Below are 22,255 nucleotides of genomic sequence, written 5' to 3'. Positions count from 1 at the left end.
CCTCCATTCCAACGATTATTAATTAAGATCTTGGTATAAGGGAAATTCCTGGCAGAGCTTTGCCACTATGCTCCGGGCCGTTTGTCCTTTCCGAGGGTCGTCGCGATAAGTAATCGTCAAATCAATGGCTTCGGCGATAAGCTCCATTTCTTCCTCTTTCAGCCCGCGGGTGGTCACCGCCGGAGTACCGATTCTTATCCCGCTGGTTACAAAAGGACTGCGGGGATCGAAAGGAATGGTATTTTTGTTGACCGTTATACCTACTTCGTCCAACAGGCATTCGGCCTCTTTCCCAGTAATCCCCTTGTTCCGGAGGTCCACAAGTATTATGTGGTTATCCGTACCACCGGAAACTAATCGAAAACCTCTTTTCTCCAGAGCGCTGGCCAGCGCTTTGGCGTTGGAGACTATCTGCCGCTGGTATTCTTTAAACTCGGGAGTCATGGCCTCCCGGAGGGCTACCGCTTTGGCTGCAATCACGTGCATAAGCGGCCCGCCTTGGATTCCCGGGAAAATAGCCTTGTCAATAGCTGAAGCAAACTCTTGTCGAGTCAGGATCATGCCTCCCCGGGGGCCACGTAAAGTTTTGTGAGTGGTAGTGGTAACAAACTCGGCATAGGGTACGGGATTCGGATGTAACCCGGTTGCCACCAGACCGGCAATATGGGCCATGTCAACCATAAGCATAGCTCCAACTGCGTCGGCAATCTGGCGGAAACGTGAAAAATCAATTATACGGGGATAAGCGCTGGCTCCTGCTATAATGAGCTTAGGTTTGGCTTTTTGGGCTATGGACAATACTTCATCATAATCAATTTGCTCTGTTTCCCGGCTGACACCGTAAGAAACCACCCGGAAATATTTCCCCGACAGGTTGACGGGGCTTCCATGGGTAAGGTGACCGCCATGGGAAAGATTCATCCCCATTATCGTGTCTCCCGGTTTCAGAACAGCAAAATACACGGCCGTATTGGCCTGCGTCCCTGAATGGGGCTGTACGTTGGCGTGTTCCGCTCCATATATTTTTCGCGCTCTCTCCCGGGCTAAGTTCTCTACTATATCTACATACTCACAGCCCCCATAATACCTTTTACCCGGATATCCTTCCGCATATTTATTGGTCAAAACTGAGCCCTGGGCTGCCATCACCGCCGGGCTGACAAAATTCTCCGAGGCTATAAGTTCTATTTTACTCGCCTGTCGCTGCTGTTCCAGCCGGATAGCTTCAGCCACCTCAGGGTCAATAGTCTCAACCATCTTAATCGAACTCATCCTCTTTCTCCTCTCATAAATCTGTATCCAAGATAAGAAGCAACTACCGGAGGCTTGTCTGCATTAGAGGTTGTACTTCTGTTCAATAGATGTTATCTTTCTAACCCGTCGTTCATGGCGACCTCCCGTGAACTCACTCTCCAGCCACACCCGGACAATCTCCAGCGCCAACCCCGGGCCGACAACCCGTTGCCCCAAGGTCAAAATGTTGGCGTCGTTATGCTCCCGGGAAGCCTTGGCGGAAAACACGTCATGGCACAGAGCGGCACGCACCCCAGGAACCTTGTTAGCCGCTATGCTTACCCCTATACCTGTACCACATACCAGTATCCCCCGGTCGTACTGTCCTGCCCTGACCGCTTCAGCTACCTGTAGGGCGAAGTCCGGATAGTCAACCGACTCCTGGTTGTAAGTGCCGAAATCGTGATAGCTAATACCTCTTTCCTCTAGATATTTTTTAATCTTTTCCTTCAATTCAAAACCACCGTGGTCACTACCTAACGCTATCTTCAAACCACCCATCCCTTCTATGCATTTTACGACAAAATTTCCAATTAGGAAGTTCTACATAAAAACGCTATTCCCTCTAACAGATTTATAAATAAGAAAACGCCCGCGTCAAATTTATTGTTGGCGTTCGGAGAGAAACTATGCGGAATCGGCACCGGGCTCCTTTTCAAGAAATTTGTCCATAGCACGGGTTACGTAACGCTTCAATTCTTCATAACACTCTTGGTATACCTCAACTGACTCCCCAAAAGGATCCGCTATATCGGGATTATTCTCTATTTCTTCCCGCGTGTCGGCAGCATATTCTTTAAGCGTGTAGACTTTATCGTCGATCCTGGGTACCAGCTCACAAATCATTTGTTTATGTTGCTCAGTCATGGTTAGGATCAGGTCGGCTTCCTTCAGCCCTTCCGGTGTTGCGTTGCGGGCCTGGTGGCCTTTAAGGTCCAGTCCCTCTTGCTCCGCCACTTCAATCGCCTGAGGTGAAGCAGGCATTCCCGGAATGGCCGCGAGTCCCGCCGAACTCACCAATACTTCCTTTTCTTTACCTCTTTCCTCCAATATCCGTCTGGCTATAACCTCTGCCAGAGAACTGCGGCAGGTATTTCCGGTACAAATAAATAGCAGCTTTCGCATAATCATACCCTTCCTGCATTAACAATAATTATCTAAGCCTTTATTTTAACCGAAGAACAACTTTATTCCAATACCTATCAGAATTAAGCCTCCCGCGACCTGGGCCTTGTTTCCCAACCAGCGTCCCAGGTATTTTCCGAAAATAAAGCCGCTGGCCGTCATCAGCCCGGCTACCAGTCCCATCACTATAACGGTAAGAGGAAGGTTGGCTTGAAAGGTCCCCAGGCTGAACCCAACGCTCAAGGCATCCAAACTAACGCTTGCCGCTAATAACATAAGACCCCAGAAACCGGTCAGAATGGAAAGACCGCCCGTTATCTTTCCCATCCCCAGTCCCTTTCTGGCCAGGGAAGAACCTGCTTCTTCCCCGTTTTCGGGAAACAGGCCCTCCCGTAGCATATGCATGCCTATAAAAAAGAGTACGGTGGCGCCGATAATGGTAGCCACATGCCCCATTATCCGGCCCAACAGCGTGCCCAGAGAAAGGCCGATTAGGGGCATAAAAATGTGAAAAAGGGTTACCACTGAAGAAACCTGAAAAATATGTTGCATTCCTATTCCGCCTACGCCAATTCCAACGGCCATGGAAAAGGCATCCGTACCCAAAGCAACAGCTACTAAAAGCAAAGTTGATAGATTCATCCTCATCCTCCAATTCAGAAAAGCCCACATCCCCCGGCCTATGCAAGCGCAACACTACAGCCTACTGGTAGCTGGGCCGTAATTACCTTTTGGTTGCGGATGAGCGTGGTTTGATTAATGTCTATTCCTAAAATAACAGCGATATACAGAATTACGAACTGATAACTCTACCCCCCGCTGCTTTTCGCAACCGGTTCATTATAGCCAGGCCTATTCCTTCGTCGGGAAAGGTTTCCGCCAGAACTACTGTAGCCTGGTTCAAGTCGCAGTTGCGCAAAGCGTTAAACAGACGCCGGGCAATTTCTTCCAGGTTGCGGCGGCTGCCCAGGATTTCAATATGGTCGGGGACCACTGGCCCTCGACGGTAATAGTCTGCCGTCTCTTCCGTAGCCAAAATGGCAACCCGCTCGCCCCTTTCCTGCCACTTTTTACACAATTCCAAAATTTTTTGCACCGCCAGCCGGGGACTTCCTGCGACTAGAAAAACTTCTGCCTCCGGTGAATAATGAGTATATTTCATTCCGGGGGAGCGGGGCTTCCATTCCGGGTCGCTCTTCTCGAGTGCCGGGTCGAGAGCAACCTCCCCCAACACCTCTCTTAATTGTTCCACCGTTGCTCCCCCGGGTCTCAGAATTACCGGAACTTCCGTCGTAAGGTCTAGCACCGTGGATTCTACCCCTACCCGGGCGGCCCCTCCGTCCAAAACCACATCAACTTTCCCCTGCAGGTCCGCTAGGACATGCTGTCCCGTCGTTGGACTTGGCCTACCCGACCGGTTAGCACTAGGCGCAGCCACCGGTACACGGGCGGTCCGAAGGAGCGCCAAGGCTACCGGGTGATCCGGCATCCTGATCGCTACTGTTTCCAGACCGGCTGTGACTTCCAACGGGACCTGATCCCGGCGAGGAAGCACCAAAGTCAAAGGTCCCGGCCAAAAAAGTTGCATCAACCGCCGTGCTTTTTCAGGTACATAGGTCACCAAATTGTCGACTTCTACCAGCGAACCCACATGGACAATCAAAGGATTATCTGCCGGCCTTCCTTTGGCCTGAAATATTTTCCTCACTGCCTCGCGGTTCAGGGCATTAGCTCCCAGTCCGTATACCGTTTCGGTAGGAAAGGCTACTAATCCTCCTTCACGTAAAACCCGGGCCGCCCATTCTATTTTATCCGGTTCCGGTTCTACGGGATTAACCACCAGATACTGGGTGGCTACGATTTTTCCCATGGGCACCACCTGTTCTAAATGCTAGTATAGCCAGCATAAAGCCTTTTCCATTCTCCTAAATTTTACTAACTATCCCAATAAAAGAACATCAAAAGAAGCTGGGTTGTACCAGCTTCCTAAAATTTTTCAAATTCTTCCACATTCAGTACCAATACCACCGTACCGGTGGTCAACAACTCCTGCAAATCTTCTTTTTCTTCAAAAGCCAGCCTGCGAATTTGCCGCCTTTCGCAATTGGCCCGAATAAGATGTTTCACCTGTTCCACTTCGTCGTCTTCAACGCCGATTAATATGGTGGTATTGCCTCTTCGCAAAAAACCTCCGGAACTGGCCAGTTTGGTAGCCCGAAATTTATACCTGATCAATTCCTCCAAGAGGCTGTCGGCATCGGCATCCTGTACAATGGCAATCACCAGTTTCAACGCTCTCACTTCCCATCCAGATTATCCGCCACTTTCAAATCAACTTAAATTATATTTTCTCTGGTTCCCCAAGAATTCCTTGTGTCGGACTAAATTTTTTCATCAAGGCAAATAGATAACAAGGCCAACCAGCCCGGATAGAAGAATTACCAAAATGGGATGAAAACGCAATAAGGTCACCCCGAAAAGGGCGCTCACCAAGATAACCACGCTTGATACATCTATCAATGCATTCCGGGCGAAACTAACCCCTGCCGCCAGAATCAGCGCAACTACCATAGGACGCAATCCCCGAAAAACTGCCTGCAATACAGGCAACTCCTGAAAGCGGAAAAAGAAGCGGGCTATTAGCAAGATCATCAAAATCGGCGGCAGAACCATCCCTCCAGTAGCCACCAGGGAGCCGGGAATGCCGGCCAGCTTGTATCCTATAAAGGTCGCCGAGTTGATAGAGATGGGGCCCGGTGTCATTTGAGACAGGGCAATGATGTCTACCAACTGGTCCATAGTCAGCCAGTGGTTAACCTTAACTAGTTCTTTTTCCAGCAGGGGTATCATGGCGTAGCCGCCACCGATACTGAAAGTGCCGATTTTGACATAGGTAAAAAACAGTCTTAAGAGCAGCATTGTTCTTCCCCCCAGAACTACTCCTTAAAAAAGATGGCCCCAATAATTCCGGCTCCGATAAGAGCAGCAATGGGATGTATTCCTAAGAAAAATACGGCCATAAAACCAGTTATACCTAGTACAACGGTTTTCCAGCTTTCAGTTACTTTCTTCCCCATGGCAAAAGACGCATAAAAAAGAAGACCAACCACCGCCGCCCGGGCGCCTCTCATAAATGCTTCGACCGGTGAATATTCCCTGAATTGTAAAAAGAAATTGGCTATTAGCAAAATAATCAAAAAGGAAGGGAGTGCAGCACCTATGGCCGCAAATAACGCTCCTCCGGTTCCTGCTACCTTATAGCCGATTATGGTCGCCGAGTTAATGGCAATAACACCGGGAGTGGACTGAGCAATAGCAATCAGGTCGACAAACTCCTCCGAACCAACCCATTTCCATTTCTGTACCACTTCTCTTTCAATGATGGGGAGCATGACGTAACCACCGCCTATAGTGAACGCTCCTATCTTAAAAAAGGTTAAAAAAAGCCGCCACATGAGTCGTAATTTTGAAATTCTTTTCATTATTGTATCACCCTTTTATCTGCGGCGAGCTACAACTACTCGATCTCGCCTTGCATAATCTTTCCCCACTTGAATATGCTCAAAACATCCATTAGTCCGGATCAAAGACACAACTTGTTCCGCCTGATCGCAACCTATTTCAAGAACCAGATGCCCTTCTGGCCGCAAAACATCCGCAGCCTGAGGGATTAACCGGCGATAAACCTCCAGCCCGTCTGGACCCCCGTCCAAAGCAGCACGAGGCTCATATCGCACTTCCGGTTGCAGATTCTCTATCTGGGCCGACGGAATATAAGGGGGATTGGAAACTACTAAATCAAACTGCCGGATCCTGTGCTTTTTTTCTTTCTCTTGTAAAAAGAAAGGCCCCAACAGGTCCCCCTGAATAAATTTTACCTGTTTGGCCACCCCCAGGCGTAAAGCATTTTCCCGAGCCAGCTTTAGAGCTTCCTGTGAGAAGTCAACAGCATACACCTGAATTCCCGTAGCCAATCTGGCTAAGCTGATGGCTATAGCACCACTACCGGTACCTACATCTACCACCGACCTATAATTATATTTTTTTATCAACTCCAATGCCGTCTCTACTACTACTTCGGTATCTGGGCGAGGTATAAGGACATTGGGATTGACCAAAAAATCCATGGCCATGAATTCCTGGTGACCGGTGAGGTATTGCAAAGGATAGCGTTCGGCTCTCTTTTTTACCAAGGACATATATTTTTCATAATCCCCGGCAGTGAGTATCTGATCAACCCGAATCAAGAGGGCAGTCCGGGAACAGCCCAAAACGTAGCCTAACAACTGCTGGGCTTCGCTTAAAGCCGTTTCTATTCCCGCTCTTTCCAGCCGATCCTTGGCTTCTTTAATTGCCTTCCTTGCCGTTACCGCCGGCAGACGTTCCATAGAAGATTACTCCATTTCTTCTAATTTAGCCGCCTGGTCAGTAGTAATCAGAGCCTCAATGATTTCTTCCAATTCTCCCTGCAACACTTGTTCTAATTTATGCACCGTCAGCCCAATACGATGGTCGGTTACGCGGTTTTGCGGGAAATTATAGGTTCTAATTCGTTCACTGCGGTCACCGCTCCCCACCTGACTCCTGCGGGCATTAGCCAGCTCCTGTTGCCGTTCCTGCTCGAGTTTATCCAGTAGACGCGCCCTGAGAACCCTCATAGCCTTATCTTTATTTTTATGTTGAGACTTTTCATCCTGGCAGGTCACCACTATTCCGGTTGGCAAATGCGTAATTCTCACGGCTGACTGGGTAGTATTTACCGATTGGCCCCCCGGTCCACTGGAACAAAAAACATCAATGCGCAGGTCTTTAGGGTCAATTTCTATATCCACTTCCTCCGCTTCCGGCAGTACGGCGACAGTTGCCGTGGAAGTGTGAATTCTCCCTCCGGATTCTGTAGTCGGTACCCGCTGGACCCGGTGTACTCCGCTTTCAAATTTTAGTTTACTGTAAGCACCGTGGCCTTCAACGAGAAAGATAATTTCTTTGAACCCTCCCATATCGGTTGGGTGGGAACTTAAAATTTCCGTTCGCCAACCCTGGTTTTCCGCGTATCGACTGTACATACGGAACAAGTCCCCGGCAAAAAGGGCCGCCTCTTCCCCGCCGGCCCCGGCTCGAATTTCCATGATCACGTTTTTCTCATCATTGGGATCTTTAGGCAACAACAGTATTTTAAGCTCTCGCTCCAGCCGGGCTTTTTTTTCCTCCAGTTCTTCAAACTCCGCTTCTACCATTTCTCGAAAATCTTTCTCCAGGTCGTCTTCCAAAAGTTCCCGGGCTTCCTGTAAATCTTTGCAAACCTTCTTGTATTCTCTGAAGACATTCACAATCTCTGATAGAGCTGCGTGAGCCTTGGCATGTTTTTGGTATTGTTTCTGATCGGCAATAACCTCCGGGTCACTGAGAAGTCTCCCCAGTTCTTCGTATTTATCCTCAATGTTTTGTAGTTTTTCGAACACTAGTACTCACCTCCCAATGCTAGCCATCGGTAGAGTCTTCTTTACCTTCTGGAATAAGAGCTTTAAGCGCTTCTAAAGCAACCTCAACCTGTTCGTCGTCAGGCTCCCGGGTGGTAAGTTTCTGCAACCAGAGTCCCGGTGCAATTAAAGTATGCACTAGTTTGGAATTAGGATACCTGCCGGCCAGTTTAATAATTTCATAGGCTGCGCCGGCAATTAAAGGCATCAGAAAAATTCGCGATAAAACCCGCCATAACAGATTAGAATAACTTAAGAAAGAAAAAACCAGTATAGTAAGCAACATAACTATTAACAGAAAGTTGGTTCCACAACGGGGGTGCAGGGTAGAGAACTTTTGCGCATTGTCTATCGTCAGTTCTTCCCCCGCTTCAAAAGCGCCGATAACTTTGTGTTCCGCTCCATGATAGGCAAAGATGCGCTGAATATCTTTCATCTGGGAAATTGCTACAATGTAACCCAGAAAAATAGCGATTCTTAAAATGCCTTCCACCAGGTTCAGCCAGAACTCCGACATATAAGCTCTTAACCCGTGGGCCAAGGAAGTGGGCAGCACAACAAAAAGCAGCAAGGCCGCTCCTAAGGCCAAAATTATGGTAATGATAATTTCCAGTGTGCTCAATTGCTCCTTTTCTTCGGCTACCTGATTGGCAGAAAAAGTAAGGGCCTTAATCCCGATAACCAGGGCTTCCATCAAGGCCAGAAAACCCCGTAACAAAGGCCACTTAAAAATGGGTATACGATTCGCCAGCGAATTGATAGTTTCTCTTTCCACCACAATCTCGCCGGTATTCTTGCGCACTGCTACGGCCATTTCGTTTGGGCCCCGCATCATTACTCCCTCAATAACAGCCTGTCCCCCGTAATGAATATTAGGCACTTAATTTCAACTCCTTACGGCCGACAACACAATTACGTAAAGTATTATAGCAAAAGGTCCGCTCCTTTGACCAGAAAATTGTAGCGGTAGCAAAAGAAAAGGTAGAGCCGTGGCTCCACCTTTCCGCGGGTTTACAGGCCATATTTCTTTTTGAATTTTTCTATACGGCCACCCTTTTCGACTACCCGTTGTCTCGCGCCAGTGTAGAAAGGATGACAATTGGAACAAACTTCCACACGGATATCCTTTTTGGTAGAACGAGTTTCTATGACGTTGCCACAGGCACAGGTAATAGTGGTTTTTTCATATTTAGGATGAATTCCTTTTTTCATCACTTTCACCTCAAATGTATTCTTTTTCAAACGTTATGTATTATAGCATAGTATAAGCGTGATTGCAAATACAGTTGACACTAGATTACCAGTCCCCCATCAACCCCTAAAACTTGTCCGTTAATGAAAGAAGCTTCGTCAGAAGCAAGGAATAAATATGCGGCCGCTACATCCCTGGGTTGGCCTAACCGTCCCAGTGGTGTTTTTGACCGCATAAATTCCAATACCTTTTCCGGTACCTTTGCGGTCATGTCCGTTACTATAAACCCCGGTGCTACCGCGTTCACTCTGATACCTTTTGGTCCCAACTCTTTGGCCCAGGACTTGGTCATACCAATAACTCCCGCCTTGGTAGCAGCATAGTTTGTCTGGCCTATATTACCGTATATTCCCACTACTGAAGAAGCATTTAGTATTACTCCTGAACCTTGTTCTAACATTACAGGAGCTACAGCCTGGGTACAATTATACACACCCTTGAGATTAACTGCTATAACTCTATCCCATTGTTCTTCAGACATTTTTGTTAGAAAAGCATCCGCTGTTATCCCGGCGTTATTGATAAGTATATCTATTCTGCCGAATTTCTCTTTGGTTTTCACTGTAATTTGTTGTATACTTTCTCGATCCGTAACATCTGCTTCAAAAAATAAGACTTCAGTTCCTAATTCCTCTAACTTTTTCACCACGCTCTTCCCCGCCTCTTCGTCATAATCGACAATAACTACTTTCGCCCCCTCTTTGGCAAAGAGCAACGAAGTTTCCTCCCCAATTCCTTTGGCCCCTCCCGTAATTATGGCTACTTTATCCTTCAAGCGCATTCCTTAATCCCCCGTTCTCGTTAAATTATTCTTGCTCATGTTATCGTTCAATTACCTTTATTAAAAGCCAATCCACTTTTCCAGGCAAATTTATATCAGCTATGCTATATAATTAAAAGGCTTCAAAGAAGCCCTTTAATTCTACTTGGAAATTGAAATCCGTTTAGCTTTTTCTTCGAACCGAGGCAATGTTCCATGCGGCACCGTTTCAACTGAAGCTGGATGAGCTCTAAAAGTCTCAAAGAATTTTTCTGCTATCATATTCTTTAATTGAGGAAAGGTTTCCACATTCACCCATGGTTTCGGATCAACAATTATTTGTACGTCTGAATTCTGCCCTTTACTCTTAACCACTATCTGGTACTCTTCTACTTCCTCGAAGCTACGCATCAGGTCCTCAATTTCAATAGGAAAAACTATGCGACCTTTAATTTTAAAAGTCTCTTGAACTCGACCTAGAATTCCTTTTACAAACCTTGCATATCCTCTCCCGCAACTACAAGGCTCTTCGCTTAGTACAACTAAATCTCTTGTCCTGTAGCGAACTACTGGAGTTGCCGATCTGCCCAAATGAGTAATAACTAATTCGCCAACTTCACCAGGCTCCACCGGTTCCAGAGTATCAGGGTTAATAATTTCTACATAAATCTGATCCTCCATTACATGTAGATCTCCATGAGGATACCCTTCGGCACATTCAAAAGCCCAAACTAACCCGGACTCCGTCGAACCGTAGGAGTTATATGCCCTTGCGCCCCAGCCTCGCTCTATCTTTTCTTTTAGCCCTGAGCATAAAGGTTCTCCGGCCATGGTAATAATTCTGACATTGGTTTCAGTAACTAAATCTACGCCCATTTTTTCCGCCACGTCAATTAGGTACAGCGCATAGTTGGGTGTAGTACAGATTACCGTAATAGGTGATTTTCTTAATAACTGAATACGTGTTTTTGCATCCATTCCTCCGGCAGGATAGATCTGGCAACCAAGCTTCTCCAGAGCATTGAAACCAGCCCACATAATAAATAGGCCATAACTGGCAAACCAGGTCGCCACATCGTAAGGTCTTATCCCTTGTGCCCAATGCGCCAAACACCAACCCTCTTGAACATATTCCCAGTCTCGTAAAGTATCTAGCATACGGACAGGATTAACTCCCGTAAAACCTGAAGTTTGGTGGAACTGAGCTAACAATTCAGGTTGATCAGGCCACGTACAGATGGATTCATCCAAAACAATGTAGTCGTATCCACCATCATTTTGCTCCCTACCACCGCCACCTAAGTTGCGTATCATAAAAGGTAATTTTTGCATATCCCGAGGGGTACGGATGTCTTCAGGTTTAATTTTTCGTTTCGACCACTGTTGGTAATAATAAGAGTTGTTATTGTATAGCCATTTAATCTGTGCTAGCACCTTTTTAAATGATAGCTCTCGCAACTTTTCCAACGGCATAGTTTCCGTATAGGGATTCCAGTATTTGTTATAGTCAACTCTTTTAGCGTTCTTCATGGAACTGGGCTGTTTACCAGGCCTTCCTAAAAACGGTAAGTACATAATACCCCTCCAGGTTTCTTAATTTGCTTTCCGAATCCAAATATTCTGTCTAAAAGTTCGATCTCCTTTAGGTAAATTGATTAATTTTCCCCATGAATCTTGCCGAAATCTTATATTTCTCAATCAGGTAATCGTTTCCCTTGCGCATCATACCGGTAAAAACCCTGCCCGGTCTTTCTACCCAGCAGTCCGGCCTCTACCATTCTTTTTAGCAGCGGAGGAGGAGCATAAGCCGGATCCTGCAAATCGTTATATATTCCTTCCAGTGAATGCAAAAGTACATCAAGCCCGGTTAAATCAGCCAACTCCAGCGGACCCATGGGAAAGCCATATCCCAACCGCATAGCCTGGTCTATTTCCTCCTTGGAAGCGATCCCCTCGGTTAAGACCACGATAGCCATCCGCATGTAAGGCAGTGCCACCCGGTTGGCGATAAAACCTCCAAAATCTTTTCCAGCTACTACCGGCTCCTTCCCCATCTGCTTTGCTACTTCCTTGACTATCGCTACAGTGGTATCCGCCGTCCGAACTCCTTTAATTATTTCTACCAATTTCATCATAGGCACGGGACTGAAGAAGTGCATACCTACCACTTGTTCTGGACGGTTGGTAGCTGCAGCAATCTTGGTTATGGATAAGGCCGAAGTATTGGTAGCTAAAATAGCTTCAGGCTTACAAATATTATCCAATTTGCTGAAAACGTCTTTCTTTATCTCTAGGTTTTCGAAAACCGCTTCTATTACCAATTCGGCTTCAGCAGCTTTAGTTAGATCAGTGGTAGTTTCTATCCTATTTATAATCTCTGATACTTCACCTTCCGAAATTTTACCCTTTTTCGCAAAGCGTTCCAGCGAATTTTTAATGCTTTCCATGCCTTTCTGCAAAATCTGGTCGTTAAGATCATGCATTACCACTCGATAACCGCCTTGAGCCGCGACCTGAGCAATACCGCTGCCCATCAGTCCCGCTCCTACGACAAAAATTGTTTTGATCACCATATCCCTCCTTACCTCTATTAGCATTTACCTAGGAGGCTGGCGATATTAACCGAGCTATATCCTACAAAGCCCCCGTCAACTACCAAGGTCTCCCCAGTAATGTAATCAGCCGCGCTGGAAGCAAGAAATACCACTGCACAAGCTACATCTTCTGGCTGGCCGGCACGTCCTAGTGCAGTACGCTCTTTCATCATATTTGAAATTTCCGGCATGGTCGCAATCTTCTCGTTCATACCTGCTCCTATAAATCCGGGTGCTACTGCATTTACATTAATGTTGTAGCGCCCCCATTCAAATGCCAGGTTCTTCGTCAAACTGATAACTCCCGCTTTAGAAATAGCATAAGCAGAAGCACCGGGGTCTGCGATGATCCCTGCCACAGAAGCGATATTAATAATCTTTCCCCTTCTCTGTTTCATCATTTGTTTTGATGCGGCCTGACAGCAGCGGAAGACAGCCTTTAAATTGACGTCTTGGATCTTGTCCCAGCCACTTTCCCTGATTTGCTCGGCGGGAGCAAGAAAGGGACAAATCCCCGCATTGTTGACCAAAATATCTAGCCGACCGTATTCTTTAACTGCACCTTCCACTATTTTTTCCGGCGCATCAGCTTCGGTGAGGTCAGCAGTAATCGTAATAGCTTTTCTTCCGACTTGCTCGATTTCTCCAGCCACCGAACTGCAATCGCTCCGAGCAACCAGAACCAAGTCAGCTCCAGCCTCGGCCAAGGCCTTAGCAATCGCCCGGCCTATTCCTCGCCTTGCTCCCGTAACAAGGGCAACCTGGTCTGTCAACCTGAATTTGTCCGGAAACATATAACCCCTCCTGCCAAATATTGATTATTTCAAGGATTCAATAAAGGCTTCTATTCTTGTTTTCACCTGCCCAGTAGAACTCATCCCTTGTTCTACCTCAATAAATAAGCTAGAAACACCTAGTTCATCAAGCATTTCCTTAATAGCTGGATATTCAAACAAATATGTGTCACAAAACTTCTGTAACAAAATTACTACTCCTTCCACCTGTCTTTCCAGCACCAACTTTTTGATTAAATCAAACCGTCTCTGGGTGGGGTGTACGCAGAAGCAAGGAATTTTGTTTATATAACGTTCAGCTAGGGCTTCTAACGGGTTTTTTCCCGTTTTTACTTCTTGCCAATAGTATCTACTCCCGGTACAAAGATCGTCGCTGACAACCTGGCCACCACACTCTTCAATAAGAGTAACCCACCGGTGATCCACCAGGCAACTCCCGGACAGGTGAAGCCGCTTTCTTTGGAAATTATTGGTGTTATTGCCGTTATCCTCTAAATATTGCCGTAGTAATTGGTTGGCCTCAACTACATCCAGATACATAGAGGCCAGGGTTAACTGCATTGCTTCTGTTGACCTCAATCGCGGTGGATTTTCACTTCTAGCTAAATCCACCTCTTTTAGCAAGCGACGTTTTTCATTATATACCTCAATGGCTTCGTTCAGTTGTTCGTTGGTGATTTCCCTACCTGTGAAAACTTCAAGCGAATGAATTATGTTCTTGAATTCTTCGATCAGAAATTCCAAAGCAGCCGGTCCTGACACATGGGGAAAACGGATAAGATAGGTATAAGGAGTTGGGACGTTTCTCTGCCATACCTGAAAGGAATTGAAGACGGTATCACAGGTATGAGGAGCAACGAATCCTGCCAAACAATTCCATTTCCCTGCTAAGCCCTGGTCGAGCACGCTCCTGATATAGGAACAGGTATAACTGGGCAAATAATCATTCCCCAGAGAGATGGTTTCCGTGTGTCCTCTCAGCCTGACAGGGATAAATCCTGCAGCATACAGAGTTTCTTCCGGAGTATAAGTGCAGAGATAGCCCATCACGCTACGACCCTGGTCCTTATATTTCCTGGCAACCTCCTCCGGGTGATCACAGATGGCGTCCAAGTTTTTACGCATTGGTTCAACTCCTTCCCCATGAAAATCTCCTGATCCCTACCTCCGCAACAAGCTTTGTAAAAAATTAAGGTAAAATGTTGGTGAGGATTAATCCTCACCAACAATTAAACTTCTTGCTCCAATTTATACTGCGCCTCGGACAGGGCTAGGTTCTTTCTGGCTTCCAGGACACGGGCCTCTTTGGAGATAGAGAGCAAGTGAGGATCTATACCGTTCTTAACCAGCGCCTCTTTTCCAGCTTTAACGATCCTGGCTACTTCAATTACTCTCAGGACAATATCTCTACCCTGCTTCAAACCCCATTCATCTTTCAAAACCTGTAATTTATCCTTGGGATCAAACTTACTAGTACCGCCTATACTGGAAAAGGCTCCAGCCCCATAGAACGCACCAGAATGATGAACGCTCACAGGTAACAATTCGTCACATAAGAATCCTTCGTAGATACTCAGTAACGCTGTTTCAATACCTCCGGTTCTCAACCAGGACACGGCAAGTGCTGCTCCGACCTTGTTCTTTAAAGTGCCTCGGAAGTTCCCGAACATGAAGGCACGCATTCTGTCAAGCACATTTGCCATGTATCCGGAGAGACGGGAAATGTAAACGGGCGTCGCCAGTATGATAGCATCAGCATCGGCAATTTTGGGAAACCATGGTTGCATATCATCTTCAATGGCGCAGTATTTTCCTTCATAGGCTTTGGTAATGCACCAGTTGCACTGGTTACAATCTTTAATCTCTTTCCCTGCTACAGTATCCCATTCATACTCTACTCCCTCAACCTGATCACAAACCTTTAATGATTCCTTTAAGAAAGTTTCAGTATTTCCCCCTTTTATGGGACTACCACAGATAGCAAATATCTTGATTTTTGGAACCATCTTAATTCCTCCTTTTTGTTTGTTTTTTCTAAATCTCTCATAATTTGATTGGCGCCAATCAAAATTTAGGCTTACTTCTCTTTCTTGGCGAAAGTTATACGTTTAGCTTTTTGTTCAAACCTGGGTAAACTACCGGGAGCGACTATTTCTACTTCTTCCGGTCGCACATAGATGTCAGTTCTAAACTGTTGCCTAATACGTTCTTTGAGTTCATCATAAGTATTGGGAGAAACTGAAGGATGCGGGTCTATGATTAACCGGAAAACTTTACCTACTCCGGATGGAGCATCCTCTACTATCACTTGAAACTCATCAACTTCTTTAAATTTTCGCACTACATTTTCAATTAAGCTAGGAAATACCATAGTGCCTTTCACCTTAAACATATCGTCGGAACGACCCAGTACACCACCAATGAACCGAGCATAACCTCTACCACACTTACAAGGCTCTTCGGTTACGCGAACAAGGTCATGCGTCCTAAACCTGACTACCGGTGTTGATGAACGTCCTAGATGAGTTATTACTGCCTCACCCAGTTCCCCCGGTTTGACTGGCTCCAGAGTATTAGGATCAAGAACCTCTACATACATTAAGTCTTCTATTACATGGAGATTGCCGCTAGGATAATCATCGGCACATTCGAAAGTCCAAACCAAGCCTGTCTCCGTGGAGCCATAAGTATCATATGCTCTCGCTCCCCAGCCGGTTTCAATCTTCTTCTTGGCCGATTGGGTCAGAGGCTCACCGGCCATGGTGATTATGCGCACCGAGGTTTCCTCTCTAAGGTCGACCCCCATTTCCTCAGCTACGTCGACTATGTAGGCAGCATAAGTAGGAGTAGTACAAAGTACGGTGATGGGTACACGGGTCAACATATTAATACGAGTTTTGGTATCCATTCCACCTGCGGGGATCATTTGAGCACCCATCTTTTCCATGCTATAGAAGGATACCCACATAATGAATAGACCGTAGCTAGCAAACCAGGTGGCCATATCATAAGGCCGAATTCCTTGGGCCCAGTGAGCAATACACCAACCTTCCTGCGCATATTCCCAGTCGCGCATGGTATCTCCCATACGTGCCGGTGTACCACCAGTGGTTCCGGAAGTTTGGCGGTGCTGGGCTAAAAGTTCTGGTCGGTCACCCCAAGTACAAAAATCACCATATTGCCACTTATAGTTAGGAGACTCTTTATCCAAAGAATAAAGTCTCTCTAACTCCGCTTCCAGTTGCACAAATTGAGGTAGCTCCCCCGTCCGACGCGTCATGATCGGTAAACGTCTTACATCGTCCGGAGTTTTAATATCGTCAGGGGATATCTTCAGCTTGTCCCAAAGTTGCCTGTAAAACTTATTATTTTCATACAGCCATTTAAGCTGAGCCTGCAGTTTGCGGAATGAAATCTCTCTTATTTCTTTTAAGGAAAGGGTTTCAATATATGGATTCCAGTATTTGTTATAACTGTCCTCTTTCCTTCCCGCTCGCCGTAAAAACGGTGGAATCTTTCCTTCTCTCCCCAGAAAAGGTAAGTACACTTTATCCCCTCCCCATTACTGCTCGTATTCGCAGATAGGCTTTCCACAGGAACTTAAGGCAACTTGGATGGGGGCCTGAGCTTTGTGGACATTTCGCTCAAGAAACGGTATTTTCTTTTCAATAGCCAATTGTTCCAGTTCCGCCAGAAGGGCGTTAACCTGTTCTAACTTTTTGATAATTTCTTCCAACTCAACCTTCATCCAATCCCTCCTCCCCTCTTTTTAAAAATCTAAAAGTTCCACAATTACAGCCAGGCCCTGCCCTCCGCCTATACATAGGGTAGCCAAACCGAACTTGGCTTTTCTCCTTTTCATTTCATAGAGCAGAGTGACAATGATCCTCGCGCCGGTACAACCTACTGGATGACCTAGTGCAACGGCACCTCCATTAACATTAACTTTATTCATATCAAAATTTAATTCCCTGGCCACCGCTATGGCTTGAGCGGCAAAAGCCTCATTGGATTCGATTAGATCAATCTGCTCCAGAGATAGATTTGCTTTTCTTAGTGCTTTACGGACCGCTTCAACAGGTCCAATACCCATTATGGCCGGGTCCACTCCCGCTGCAGCATAGGAAACTATTCTGGCCATCGGTTTAACTCCTAAATTTAAAGCCCTCTTTTCACTCATCAACACTAATGCCGCAGCTCCGTCGTTTATTCCCGATGCATTACCTGCAGTGACTGTCCCGTTTGGTTTAAATACCGGTTTCAATGCTCGGAGCTTTTCTAAACTAATGTCCTTGCGGGGATGTTCATCAGTTTCAACTACTTTTTCTCCGCCTTTCCGCAATGTCACTTTTACCGGTACGATTTCCTCTCTAAACTTTCCCTCTTCAATAGCGCGCAATGCCCTCAGGTGACTCTCTAAAGCCAGTTGATCCTGTTCCTCCCGCGATATCCCGTATTTTTCAGCAACATTTTCAGCGGTAACACCCATGTGAATATCTTTTATGGCGCATACTAAACCATCCCATAGCATGCTGTCGTAAAGTTTATCTGCGCCCATTCGGTATCCCCAGCGGGCTCCTAGAAGGAGATAAGGGACGTTGCTCATACTTTCCGTACCACCGGCGACAACCACGTCAGCATCTCCACAGCGGATGGCCTGAGCGGCCAAAGTGACTGCCTTCATCCCTGAAGCGCATTGTTTATTGGTAGTATGGGCCGGCACTTCTACAGGAAGCCCTGCCTTTACTGCTACCTGTCGCGCCGGGTTAGCCCTCACTCCTGCTTGAAAAACATTTCCTAAAATTACTTCATCAACTTCTCCAGCTTCGATATTCGCTCTGGCCAACGCTTCTCGTACTACTACTTCCCCTAACTGAACAGCCGTGAGACTTGCCAGTGAGCCACCGAAGGACCCGATGGGAGTACGCACGCCACTCACGATAACAGGAACCGTCATTGCTCCCCCCCCTTTCCCAGATAATTTATAGTTTCGCACTTAGTTCTTTAGCCAATAACGCAGCTCCAACGGCACCTGCAATTTGAGGTTCTTCAGGAACCAGAATTTCGCAACTGAGAGCTTCCTCCAGGGCACGCACGACACCCTCATTCCTGGCCACGCCACCGGTCATTACCACCGGCCTGGTGATTTTTAATCGATGGGCCTGGTTTTTTAACCTACTGACAATAGCTTCACATAAGCCAGCGATAATATCGCTCTTAGGAGTTCCTGCGTGGATTTGACTAATTACCTCTGATTCTGCAAATACTGTACAGGTGTTACTGATATGAATCTTGTTAGTGGACTGAAGGGCGAGTCTCCCCATTTCCGCCAAGGTTATCTCCAATACTTGGGCCATGACTTCCAGAAATCGTCCGGTTCCTGCAGCACATTTTTCGTTCATAGAAAAATCTAAAACTTTTCCGTTTTTATCTAATTTAATTACTTTACTGTCTTGACCGCCGACATCAATAACTGATCTTGCTCCGGGGAAAAAATATAGTGCCCCCTTGGCGTGGCAGGTTATTTCCGTAATCTGCTTATCTGCATAAGGTATATTTGCCCGGCCATAGCCGGTTCCTACACAGTAGGTCACATCTTTCTTGCTCAGCCCCACATGACTGAGTACCTGCTCAAATATCTTTTCAGCAACTCCCCTGGCATCTGCTCCCGTTTTTAAAATCCATCGACTTACAATTTCTTTTTGTTCGTTAATTATGACGGCTTTGGAAGTTTGTGACCCTATATCAATTCCTGCAAAGAAGCCCAGTTCAATCACTCCCTAAACTCAGTCTAGAAGCTCCAGGAAAGCATCAATCCTGGTTTTGACGGGGCCATCAGCATACTTACCCACGTCTGCCATGTCGGCTTCTAAGATTATCGAAGGAATACCTAAATGCTCTTTGAGGGCGTTCTGAATATCCACCTGTCCAATGGAATACGATTTGCAACTGCGGTTGGAATGAAGGATGGCCCCGTCGACGTGATATTCCCTGGCAAGTTTAAGCGTATTGTTGATTTTTATTTCTAGACTGGAATTTAACCAGATTTTGGAACATTTTCTGGCCAATCCGGTTAGCGGATCATCCGGGTCCACTCTTCCAGACCATGTAGTGCTGTAACTTTCAATCACAAATACTGAACCACGTTCTTCAAAGTAGTTGTAAAGGCCAAGGTTATACCATAAAGGTATATTATCCCATAATAAACGGTGACGCTCTTCAGGCAGGACGCCTTTCTTCTTCTTTGCTCTTTCCGCCACTTCCCGGCATAACTGCTCGTAAGCGTCTACAGCTTCCTGCGTCCCGGGCAGACAAACAATCGGGAAAATGTCGGTGAAAGAGTCCGCAGCGCTCATAGGCGTCGGCACTGTTTTGCGATATTCCAGAATTTCATTCCATAGCTGGCTCGCCCGGTCCGACAACGCTGCAGTCTTTCTCAGTTTGTCCTCATCCAATTTTCGCCCGGTATTCTCCTCTAAAAAGGCAATTAGATCCATCAGTTGGGCCTTAATATACTTTAGGTCCTGCGGATTGTCATCTTCGTACTTCCTGTCAGTGATTTGTAGAGGCATATCTATTACAAACAACGGTTTTTTCAGGTGCCGGGCCATCGCTTCCCACCATTTCACATGCGTGGTACAGGCGTTGCGGGATACAATTAGCATGTCAGGCTCCGGCATTCCTCCCCATGGGCCTGGGTTGCCAAAAAGGCTTCCCAGACAAATTCGGGCATAAGAACAAAGATCGTTAGAGTAGCCCTCGCCTTCAGCAGCTTCAATCATTTCGGGGGCTACCTGCCGGGCAGAACATACTGCGGCAAAATTTTCCGGGAGTACAGGATAAACATCCATAGCATAACAAATCTCAATAGGATCGATGGCCGTAATCCATGCCACCGGTTTCCCTTCAGCCTTCACTTGGTGCGCCTTTTGATAATACTGCCTGATTAATTTTCCTATGTTCGCGGTTGCCCCTAGAGACTTCACCGACCGCCTGGTACCTTTACTTTCCTGTGCCATGTTTAAACCCCCATCTTCACCTGATTTTCAGCTTTTAGAGGGTGTCATAATAACAAGAAAAGTCACCGAATGCTCATCAGCATTCTTCCACTGATGGGTAATGCCACCCTCAAACCTTAGGGAGTCACCCTCCTGCAACACATACTCTTCGTCGTCTACAACAACGGTAAGTTTCCCTTTTGTTACTACAATAAATGTTTCACCCGGGTAGGACATCTCAGCGCTTTCGTTGCCGGGTTCAAGATCAATCTTAAGCACTTCTAAACTCTGGGCATCGTCTACCAACAGTACCTGGAGCTCTGCGCCTCGATCAAGTCCCAAGCTATGCCGCTCTTTTTTTCTAACCAGTCTTACTGCGTTGCTAAAAGAATCACTGAAAAAGCTTGCGGGATTTTTCTGATAGCATTTCGCCAGTTTAAGCAAGGTACTTATTGTAATGTTTACCTTGTCATTTTCCACCCTGGACAGATAGTTTAAAGATAGACCGGTTTTTTGTGCCACTTCCTGTAAAGTTAATCCTTTTTCCAATCGACACTGCCGAAGTCTCTGTCCAAATGTAGTCACATGTCCTCTCCTTTTTAAACTATAAATAATTTTTTTATTTCTTAGTTGTATAATTTCTACCTAAATTATAAATATCCTTCTGAAATGTCAAAAATTTTAGTTAAAGAACAGTCTTGGAATATATAACACCAAATCGGGGAAATAAGTAACTATCAATAGAACTGCCACAGAAGAAACCACAAAGGGAATAACTGCCCTGCTGATCCTCTCCACCGGAACCTTCCCGATAGAAGAACCGATGAAAAGACACAATCCTACAGGCGGGGTTATTAACCCAATTACCGCATTAAGACTGATGACTAAACCAAAATGGATGGGATCAATATTTAAATAATTAATAATAGGCAGAAATACCGGTACCAGAATAATAATGGCCGCCAGCGTTTCCATGAACATCCCGATGACCAGCATTAAAATATTGATCAGTATCAATACCACTATAGGATTGTTACTTACCGAAAGAATCATCTCGGCAATTTTCTGCGGGACCTGCTGTATAGCCAAAGTCCAGCCAAAGATTCCAGCAGTGGACATTATCAAAATAATGGCCGCCGAAGTCACCCCTGTATTCAATAAGACAGTGAAAATATCCCGAGGTTTTAACTCTTTATAAAAGAAGAATCCAAGAATAAACGCAACTGCAGAGGCGATCACTGCGCTTTCGGTCGGAGTAAAAGCCCCCGTCAGAATACCCCCAACGATGATCACCGGAACTAAAAGGGACGGGGCAGCAGATTTAATTGCTTCCCATGCCTCCGCCGCCGAAATCCTGTCAGACTGAATGGGGAAATTTCTTTTCTTCGATACAAAGTAAACCACTGCCGAACCCCCAATTGCCAAAAGAACCCCCGGAACAATTCCCGCCAAAAACAGATTACCTATAGACGCCCCCGCACTGACCCCATAGATGATAAAGACCATACTGGGAGGAATAATCGGCCCCATGATAGAAGCGGCAACAGTAACTGCTGCGCTGAAATCCCGGTCATAGCCCTCTCTTTCCATGGCCGGAACCATAATAGAACTCATGGCCGAAGCTTCAGCCGTGGCTGAACCCATAATCGCAGCAAGCAACATGCTGGCCAGGATATTTACATAGGCCAAACCACCTCGCACACGCCCGACGAAGATCTTAGCTAATCGGATCAAGCGGTCGGCTATTCCACCATGATTCATCAGTTCTCCCGCCAGCATAAAGAAGGGAATAGCCATTAAATTAAAATTATCAATAGCGTTAAAGAGTTTACGAGGGATCTGCATCATAAAGGCAGTCTCACCTGACAATAAAATATGCACCAGCCCGGTTAGGCCTAACACAAAAACGACGGGTATGCCAATGACGAAGAAAAGGACAAAGGCAACCGCTACTAGCAT

Annotated in this window: 25 protein-coding genes; all 25 read right to left on the bottom strand. The window is 46.2% G+C overall.

From position 1 onward, the window contains the following. Positions 1 to 18: 18 nt before the first annotated feature. Complete coding sequence (locus KKC1_RS13195) at positions 19 to 1,272, bottom strand: serine hydroxymethyltransferase (protein ID WP_088554887.1); 1,254 nt, start codon at positions 1,270 to 1,272, stop codon at positions 19 to 21. 63 nt (positions 1,273 to 1,335) lie between these two features. Continuing rightward, positions 1,336 to 1,785, bottom strand: coding sequence for a ribose 5-phosphate isomerase B (gene rpiB, locus KKC1_RS13190; protein WP_088554935.1), 450 nt, complete (start codon positions 1,783 to 1,785; stop codon positions 1,336 to 1,338). Positions 1,786 to 1,920: 135 nt separating this feature from the next. Beyond that, the gene (locus KKC1_RS13185; RefSeq protein WP_088554886.1) at positions 1,921 to 2,418 is read right to left on the bottom strand and encodes a low molecular weight protein arginine phosphatase; all 498 of its coding nucleotides are present in this window, start codon (positions 2,416 to 2,418) and stop codon (positions 1,921 to 1,923) included. A gap of 45 nt (positions 2,419 to 2,463) precedes the next feature. After that, a complete protein-coding gene (locus KKC1_RS13180) occupies positions 2,464 to 3,060 on the bottom strand; it encodes a manganese efflux pump MntP (protein WP_088554885.1) in 597 nt (198 codons plus the stop codon). A gap of 151 nt (positions 3,061 to 3,211) precedes the next feature. Beyond that, positions 3,212 to 4,288, bottom strand: a complete 1,077-nt coding sequence (locus KKC1_RS13175) for an L-threonylcarbamoyladenylate synthase (protein ID WP_088554884.1) — start codon at positions 4,286 to 4,288, stop codon at positions 3,212 to 3,214. A gap of 116 nt (positions 4,289 to 4,404) precedes the next feature. Then, complete coding sequence (locus tag KKC1_RS13170) at positions 4,405 to 4,701, bottom strand: cyclic-di-AMP receptor (protein ID WP_238134312.1); 297 nt, start codon at positions 4,699 to 4,701, stop codon at positions 4,405 to 4,407. 111 nt (positions 4,702 to 4,812) lie between these two features. Next, positions 4,813 to 5,337 (bottom strand): chromate transporter, encoded by a 525-nt coding sequence (locus KKC1_RS13165; RefSeq protein WP_088554882.1) that lies wholly within the window; start codon positions 5,335 to 5,337, stop codon positions 4,813 to 4,815. A 17-nt stretch (positions 5,338 to 5,354) separates the two neighbouring features. Then, the gene (locus KKC1_RS13160; protein WP_202820078.1) at positions 5,355 to 5,900 is read right to left on the bottom strand and encodes a chromate transporter; all 546 of its coding nucleotides are present in this window, start codon (positions 5,898 to 5,900) and stop codon (positions 5,355 to 5,357) included. 15 nt (positions 5,901 to 5,915) lie between these two features. After that, a complete protein-coding gene (gene prmC / locus KKC1_RS13155) occupies positions 5,916 to 6,806 on the bottom strand; it encodes a peptide chain release factor N(5)-glutamine methyltransferase (RefSeq protein WP_088554881.1) in 891 nt (296 codons plus the stop codon). A gap of 6 nt (positions 6,807 to 6,812) precedes the next feature. Then, a complete protein-coding gene (gene prfA / locus KKC1_RS13150; RefSeq protein ID WP_088554880.1) occupies positions 6,813 to 7,880 on the bottom strand; it encodes a peptide chain release factor 1 in 1,068 nt (355 codons plus the stop codon). 19 nt (positions 7,881 to 7,899) lie between these two features. Next, positions 7,900 to 8,778, bottom strand: coding sequence for a DUF1385 domain-containing protein (locus tag KKC1_RS13145; protein ID WP_305790406.1), 879 nt, complete (start codon positions 8,776 to 8,778; stop codon positions 7,900 to 7,902). A 131-nt stretch (positions 8,779 to 8,909) separates the two neighbouring features. Next, positions 8,910 to 9,110, bottom strand: coding sequence for a 50S ribosomal protein L31 (gene rpmE / locus KKC1_RS13140; protein ID WP_088554879.1), 201 nt, complete (start codon positions 9,108 to 9,110; stop codon positions 8,910 to 8,912). Between the two features lie 80 nt (positions 9,111 to 9,190). After that, positions 9,191 to 9,931 (bottom strand): 3-oxoacyl-ACP reductase FabG, encoded by a 741-nt coding sequence (gene fabG, locus KKC1_RS13135; protein WP_088554878.1) that lies wholly within the window; start codon positions 9,929 to 9,931, stop codon positions 9,191 to 9,193. 141 nt (positions 9,932 to 10,072) lie between these two features. Next, positions 10,073 to 11,485, bottom strand: coding sequence for a phenylacetate--CoA ligase family protein (locus KKC1_RS13130; protein ID WP_088554877.1), 1,413 nt, complete (start codon positions 11,483 to 11,485; stop codon positions 10,073 to 10,075). 119 nt (positions 11,486 to 11,604) lie between these two features. Beyond that, positions 11,605 to 12,480: a 3-hydroxyacyl-CoA dehydrogenase family protein gene (locus tag KKC1_RS13125; protein WP_088554876.1), complete on the bottom strand. Its 876-nt coding sequence runs from the start codon at positions 12,478 to 12,480 to the stop codon at positions 11,605 to 11,607. 20 nt (positions 12,481 to 12,500) lie between these two features. Further along, positions 12,501 to 13,298 carry an SDR family NAD(P)-dependent oxidoreductase gene (locus tag KKC1_RS13120; protein WP_088554875.1) on the bottom strand — a complete coding sequence of 266 codons (798 nt, stop codon included), beginning with the start codon at positions 13,296 to 13,298 and terminating at the stop codon, positions 12,501 to 12,503. Positions 13,299 to 13,322: 24 nt separating this feature from the next. Then, positions 13,323 to 14,423, bottom strand: coding sequence for a 2-hydroxyacyl-CoA dehydratase subunit D (locus KKC1_RS13115; protein ID WP_088554874.1), 1,101 nt, complete (start codon positions 14,421 to 14,423; stop codon positions 13,323 to 13,325). Positions 14,424 to 14,527: 104 nt separating this feature from the next. After that, complete coding sequence (locus KKC1_RS13110; protein WP_088554873.1) at positions 14,528 to 15,304, bottom strand: flavodoxin family protein; 777 nt, start codon at positions 15,302 to 15,304, stop codon at positions 14,528 to 14,530. Between the two features lie 71 nt (positions 15,305 to 15,375). Continuing rightward, complete coding sequence (locus tag KKC1_RS13105; RefSeq protein ID WP_088554872.1) at positions 15,376 to 16,845, bottom strand: phenylacetate--CoA ligase family protein; 1,470 nt, start codon at positions 16,843 to 16,845, stop codon at positions 15,376 to 15,378. 15 nt (positions 16,846 to 16,860) lie between these two features. Next, on the bottom strand, positions 16,861 to 17,046 hold the full coding sequence (locus KKC1_RS13100) for a hypothetical protein (RefSeq protein WP_088554871.1): 186 nt from the start codon (positions 17,044 to 17,046) through the stop codon (positions 16,861 to 16,863). A 21-nt stretch (positions 17,047 to 17,067) separates the two neighbouring features. After that, positions 17,068 to 18,255 carry an acetyl-CoA C-acetyltransferase gene (locus KKC1_RS13095; protein ID WP_088554870.1) on the bottom strand — a complete coding sequence of 396 codons (1,188 nt, stop codon included), beginning with the start codon at positions 18,253 to 18,255 and terminating at the stop codon, positions 17,068 to 17,070. A 25-nt stretch (positions 18,256 to 18,280) separates the two neighbouring features. Beyond that, complete coding sequence (locus tag KKC1_RS13090) at positions 18,281 to 19,075, bottom strand: acyl-CoA dehydratase activase (RefSeq protein ID WP_238134309.1); 795 nt, start codon at positions 19,073 to 19,075, stop codon at positions 18,281 to 18,283. Positions 19,076 to 19,084: 9 nt separating this feature from the next. Next, positions 19,085 to 20,317 carry a 2-hydroxyacyl-CoA dehydratase subunit D gene (locus KKC1_RS13085; protein WP_088554869.1) on the bottom strand — a complete coding sequence of 411 codons (1,233 nt, stop codon included), beginning with the start codon at positions 20,315 to 20,317 and terminating at the stop codon, positions 19,085 to 19,087. A gap of 27 nt (positions 20,318 to 20,344) precedes the next feature. Then, positions 20,345 to 20,881 carry a helix-turn-helix domain-containing protein gene (locus KKC1_RS13080; protein ID WP_088554868.1) on the bottom strand — a complete coding sequence of 179 codons (537 nt, stop codon included), beginning with the start codon at positions 20,879 to 20,881 and terminating at the stop codon, positions 20,345 to 20,347. 96 nt (positions 20,882 to 20,977) lie between these two features. Beyond that, on the bottom strand, positions 20,978 to 22,255 hold the full coding sequence (locus KKC1_RS13075; RefSeq protein WP_088554867.1) for a TRAP transporter large permease: 1,278 nt from the start codon (positions 22,253 to 22,255) through the stop codon (positions 20,978 to 20,980).

The organism is Calderihabitans maritimus, from assembly GCF_002207765.1.
GTDB lineage: Bacteria > Bacillota > KKC1 > Calderihabitantales > Calderihabitantaceae > Calderihabitans > Calderihabitans maritimus.
Note: the sequence above shows the minus strand (reverse complement) of the source record. Positions and strands in the feature narration are given on the sequence as shown.

Coding starts and splice junctions, on each gene's coding strand:
- KKC1_RS13130 (WP_088554877.1), bottom strand. CDS start 11,485: ATGTACTTACCGTTTTTAGGAAGGCCTGGTAAACAGCCCAGTTCCATG.
- KKC1_RS13075 (WP_088554867.1), bottom strand. CDS start 22,255: ATGCTAGTAGCGGTTGCCTTTGTCCTTTTCTTCGTCATTGGCATACCC.
- KKC1_RS13110 (WP_088554873.1), bottom strand. CDS start 15,304: ATGGTTCCAAAAATCAAGATATTTGCTATCTGTGGTAGTCCCATAAAA.
- KKC1_RS13100 (WP_088554871.1), bottom strand. CDS start 17,046: ATGAAGGTTGAGTTGGAAGAAATTATCAAAAAGTTAGAACAGGTTAAC.
- KKC1_RS13195 (WP_088554887.1), bottom strand. CDS start 1,272: ATGAGTTCGATTAAGATGGTTGAGACTATTGACCCTGAGGTGGCTGAA.
- KKC1_RS13185 (WP_088554886.1), bottom strand. CDS start 2,418: ATGCGAAAGCTGCTATTTATTTGTACCGGAAATACCTGCCGCAGTTCT.
- KKC1_RS13175 (WP_088554884.1), bottom strand. CDS start 4,288: ATGGGAAAAATCGTAGCCACCCAGTATCTGGTGGTTAATCCCGTAGAA.
- KKC1_RS13165 (WP_088554882.1), bottom strand. CDS start 5,337: ATGCTGCTCTTAAGACTGTTTTTTACCTATGTCAAAATCGGCACTTTC.
- KKC1_RS13120 (WP_088554875.1), bottom strand. CDS start 13,298: ATGTTTCCGGACAAATTCAGGTTGACAGACCAGGTTGCCCTTGTTACG.
- KKC1_RS13095 (WP_088554870.1), bottom strand. CDS start 18,255: ATGACGGTTCCTGTTATCGTGAGTGGCGTGCGTACTCCCATCGGGTCC.
- KKC1_RS13160 (WP_202820078.1), bottom strand. CDS start 5,900: ATGAAAAGAATTTCAAAATTACGACTCATGTGGCGGCTTTTTTTAACC.
- KKC1_RS13085 (WP_088554869.1), bottom strand. CDS start 20,317: ATGGCACAGGAAAGTAAAGGTACCAGGCGGTCGGTGAAGTCTCTAGGG.
- fabG (WP_088554878.1), bottom strand. CDS start 9,931: ATGCGCTTGAAGGATAAAGTAGCCATAATTACGGGAGGGGCCAAAGGA.
- prmC (WP_088554881.1), bottom strand. CDS start 6,806: ATGGAACGTCTGCCGGCGGTAACGGCAAGGAAGGCAATTAAAGAAGCC.
- KKC1_RS13180 (WP_088554885.1), bottom strand. CDS start 3,060: ATGAATCTATCAACTTTGCTTTTAGTAGCTGTTGCTTTGGGTACGGAT.
- rpmE (WP_088554879.1), bottom strand. CDS start 9,110: ATGAAAAAAGGAATTCATCCTAAATATGAAAAAACCACTATTACCTGT.
- KKC1_RS13115 (WP_088554874.1), bottom strand. CDS start 14,423: ATGCGTAAAAACTTGGACGCCATCTGTGATCACCCGGAGGAGGTTGCC.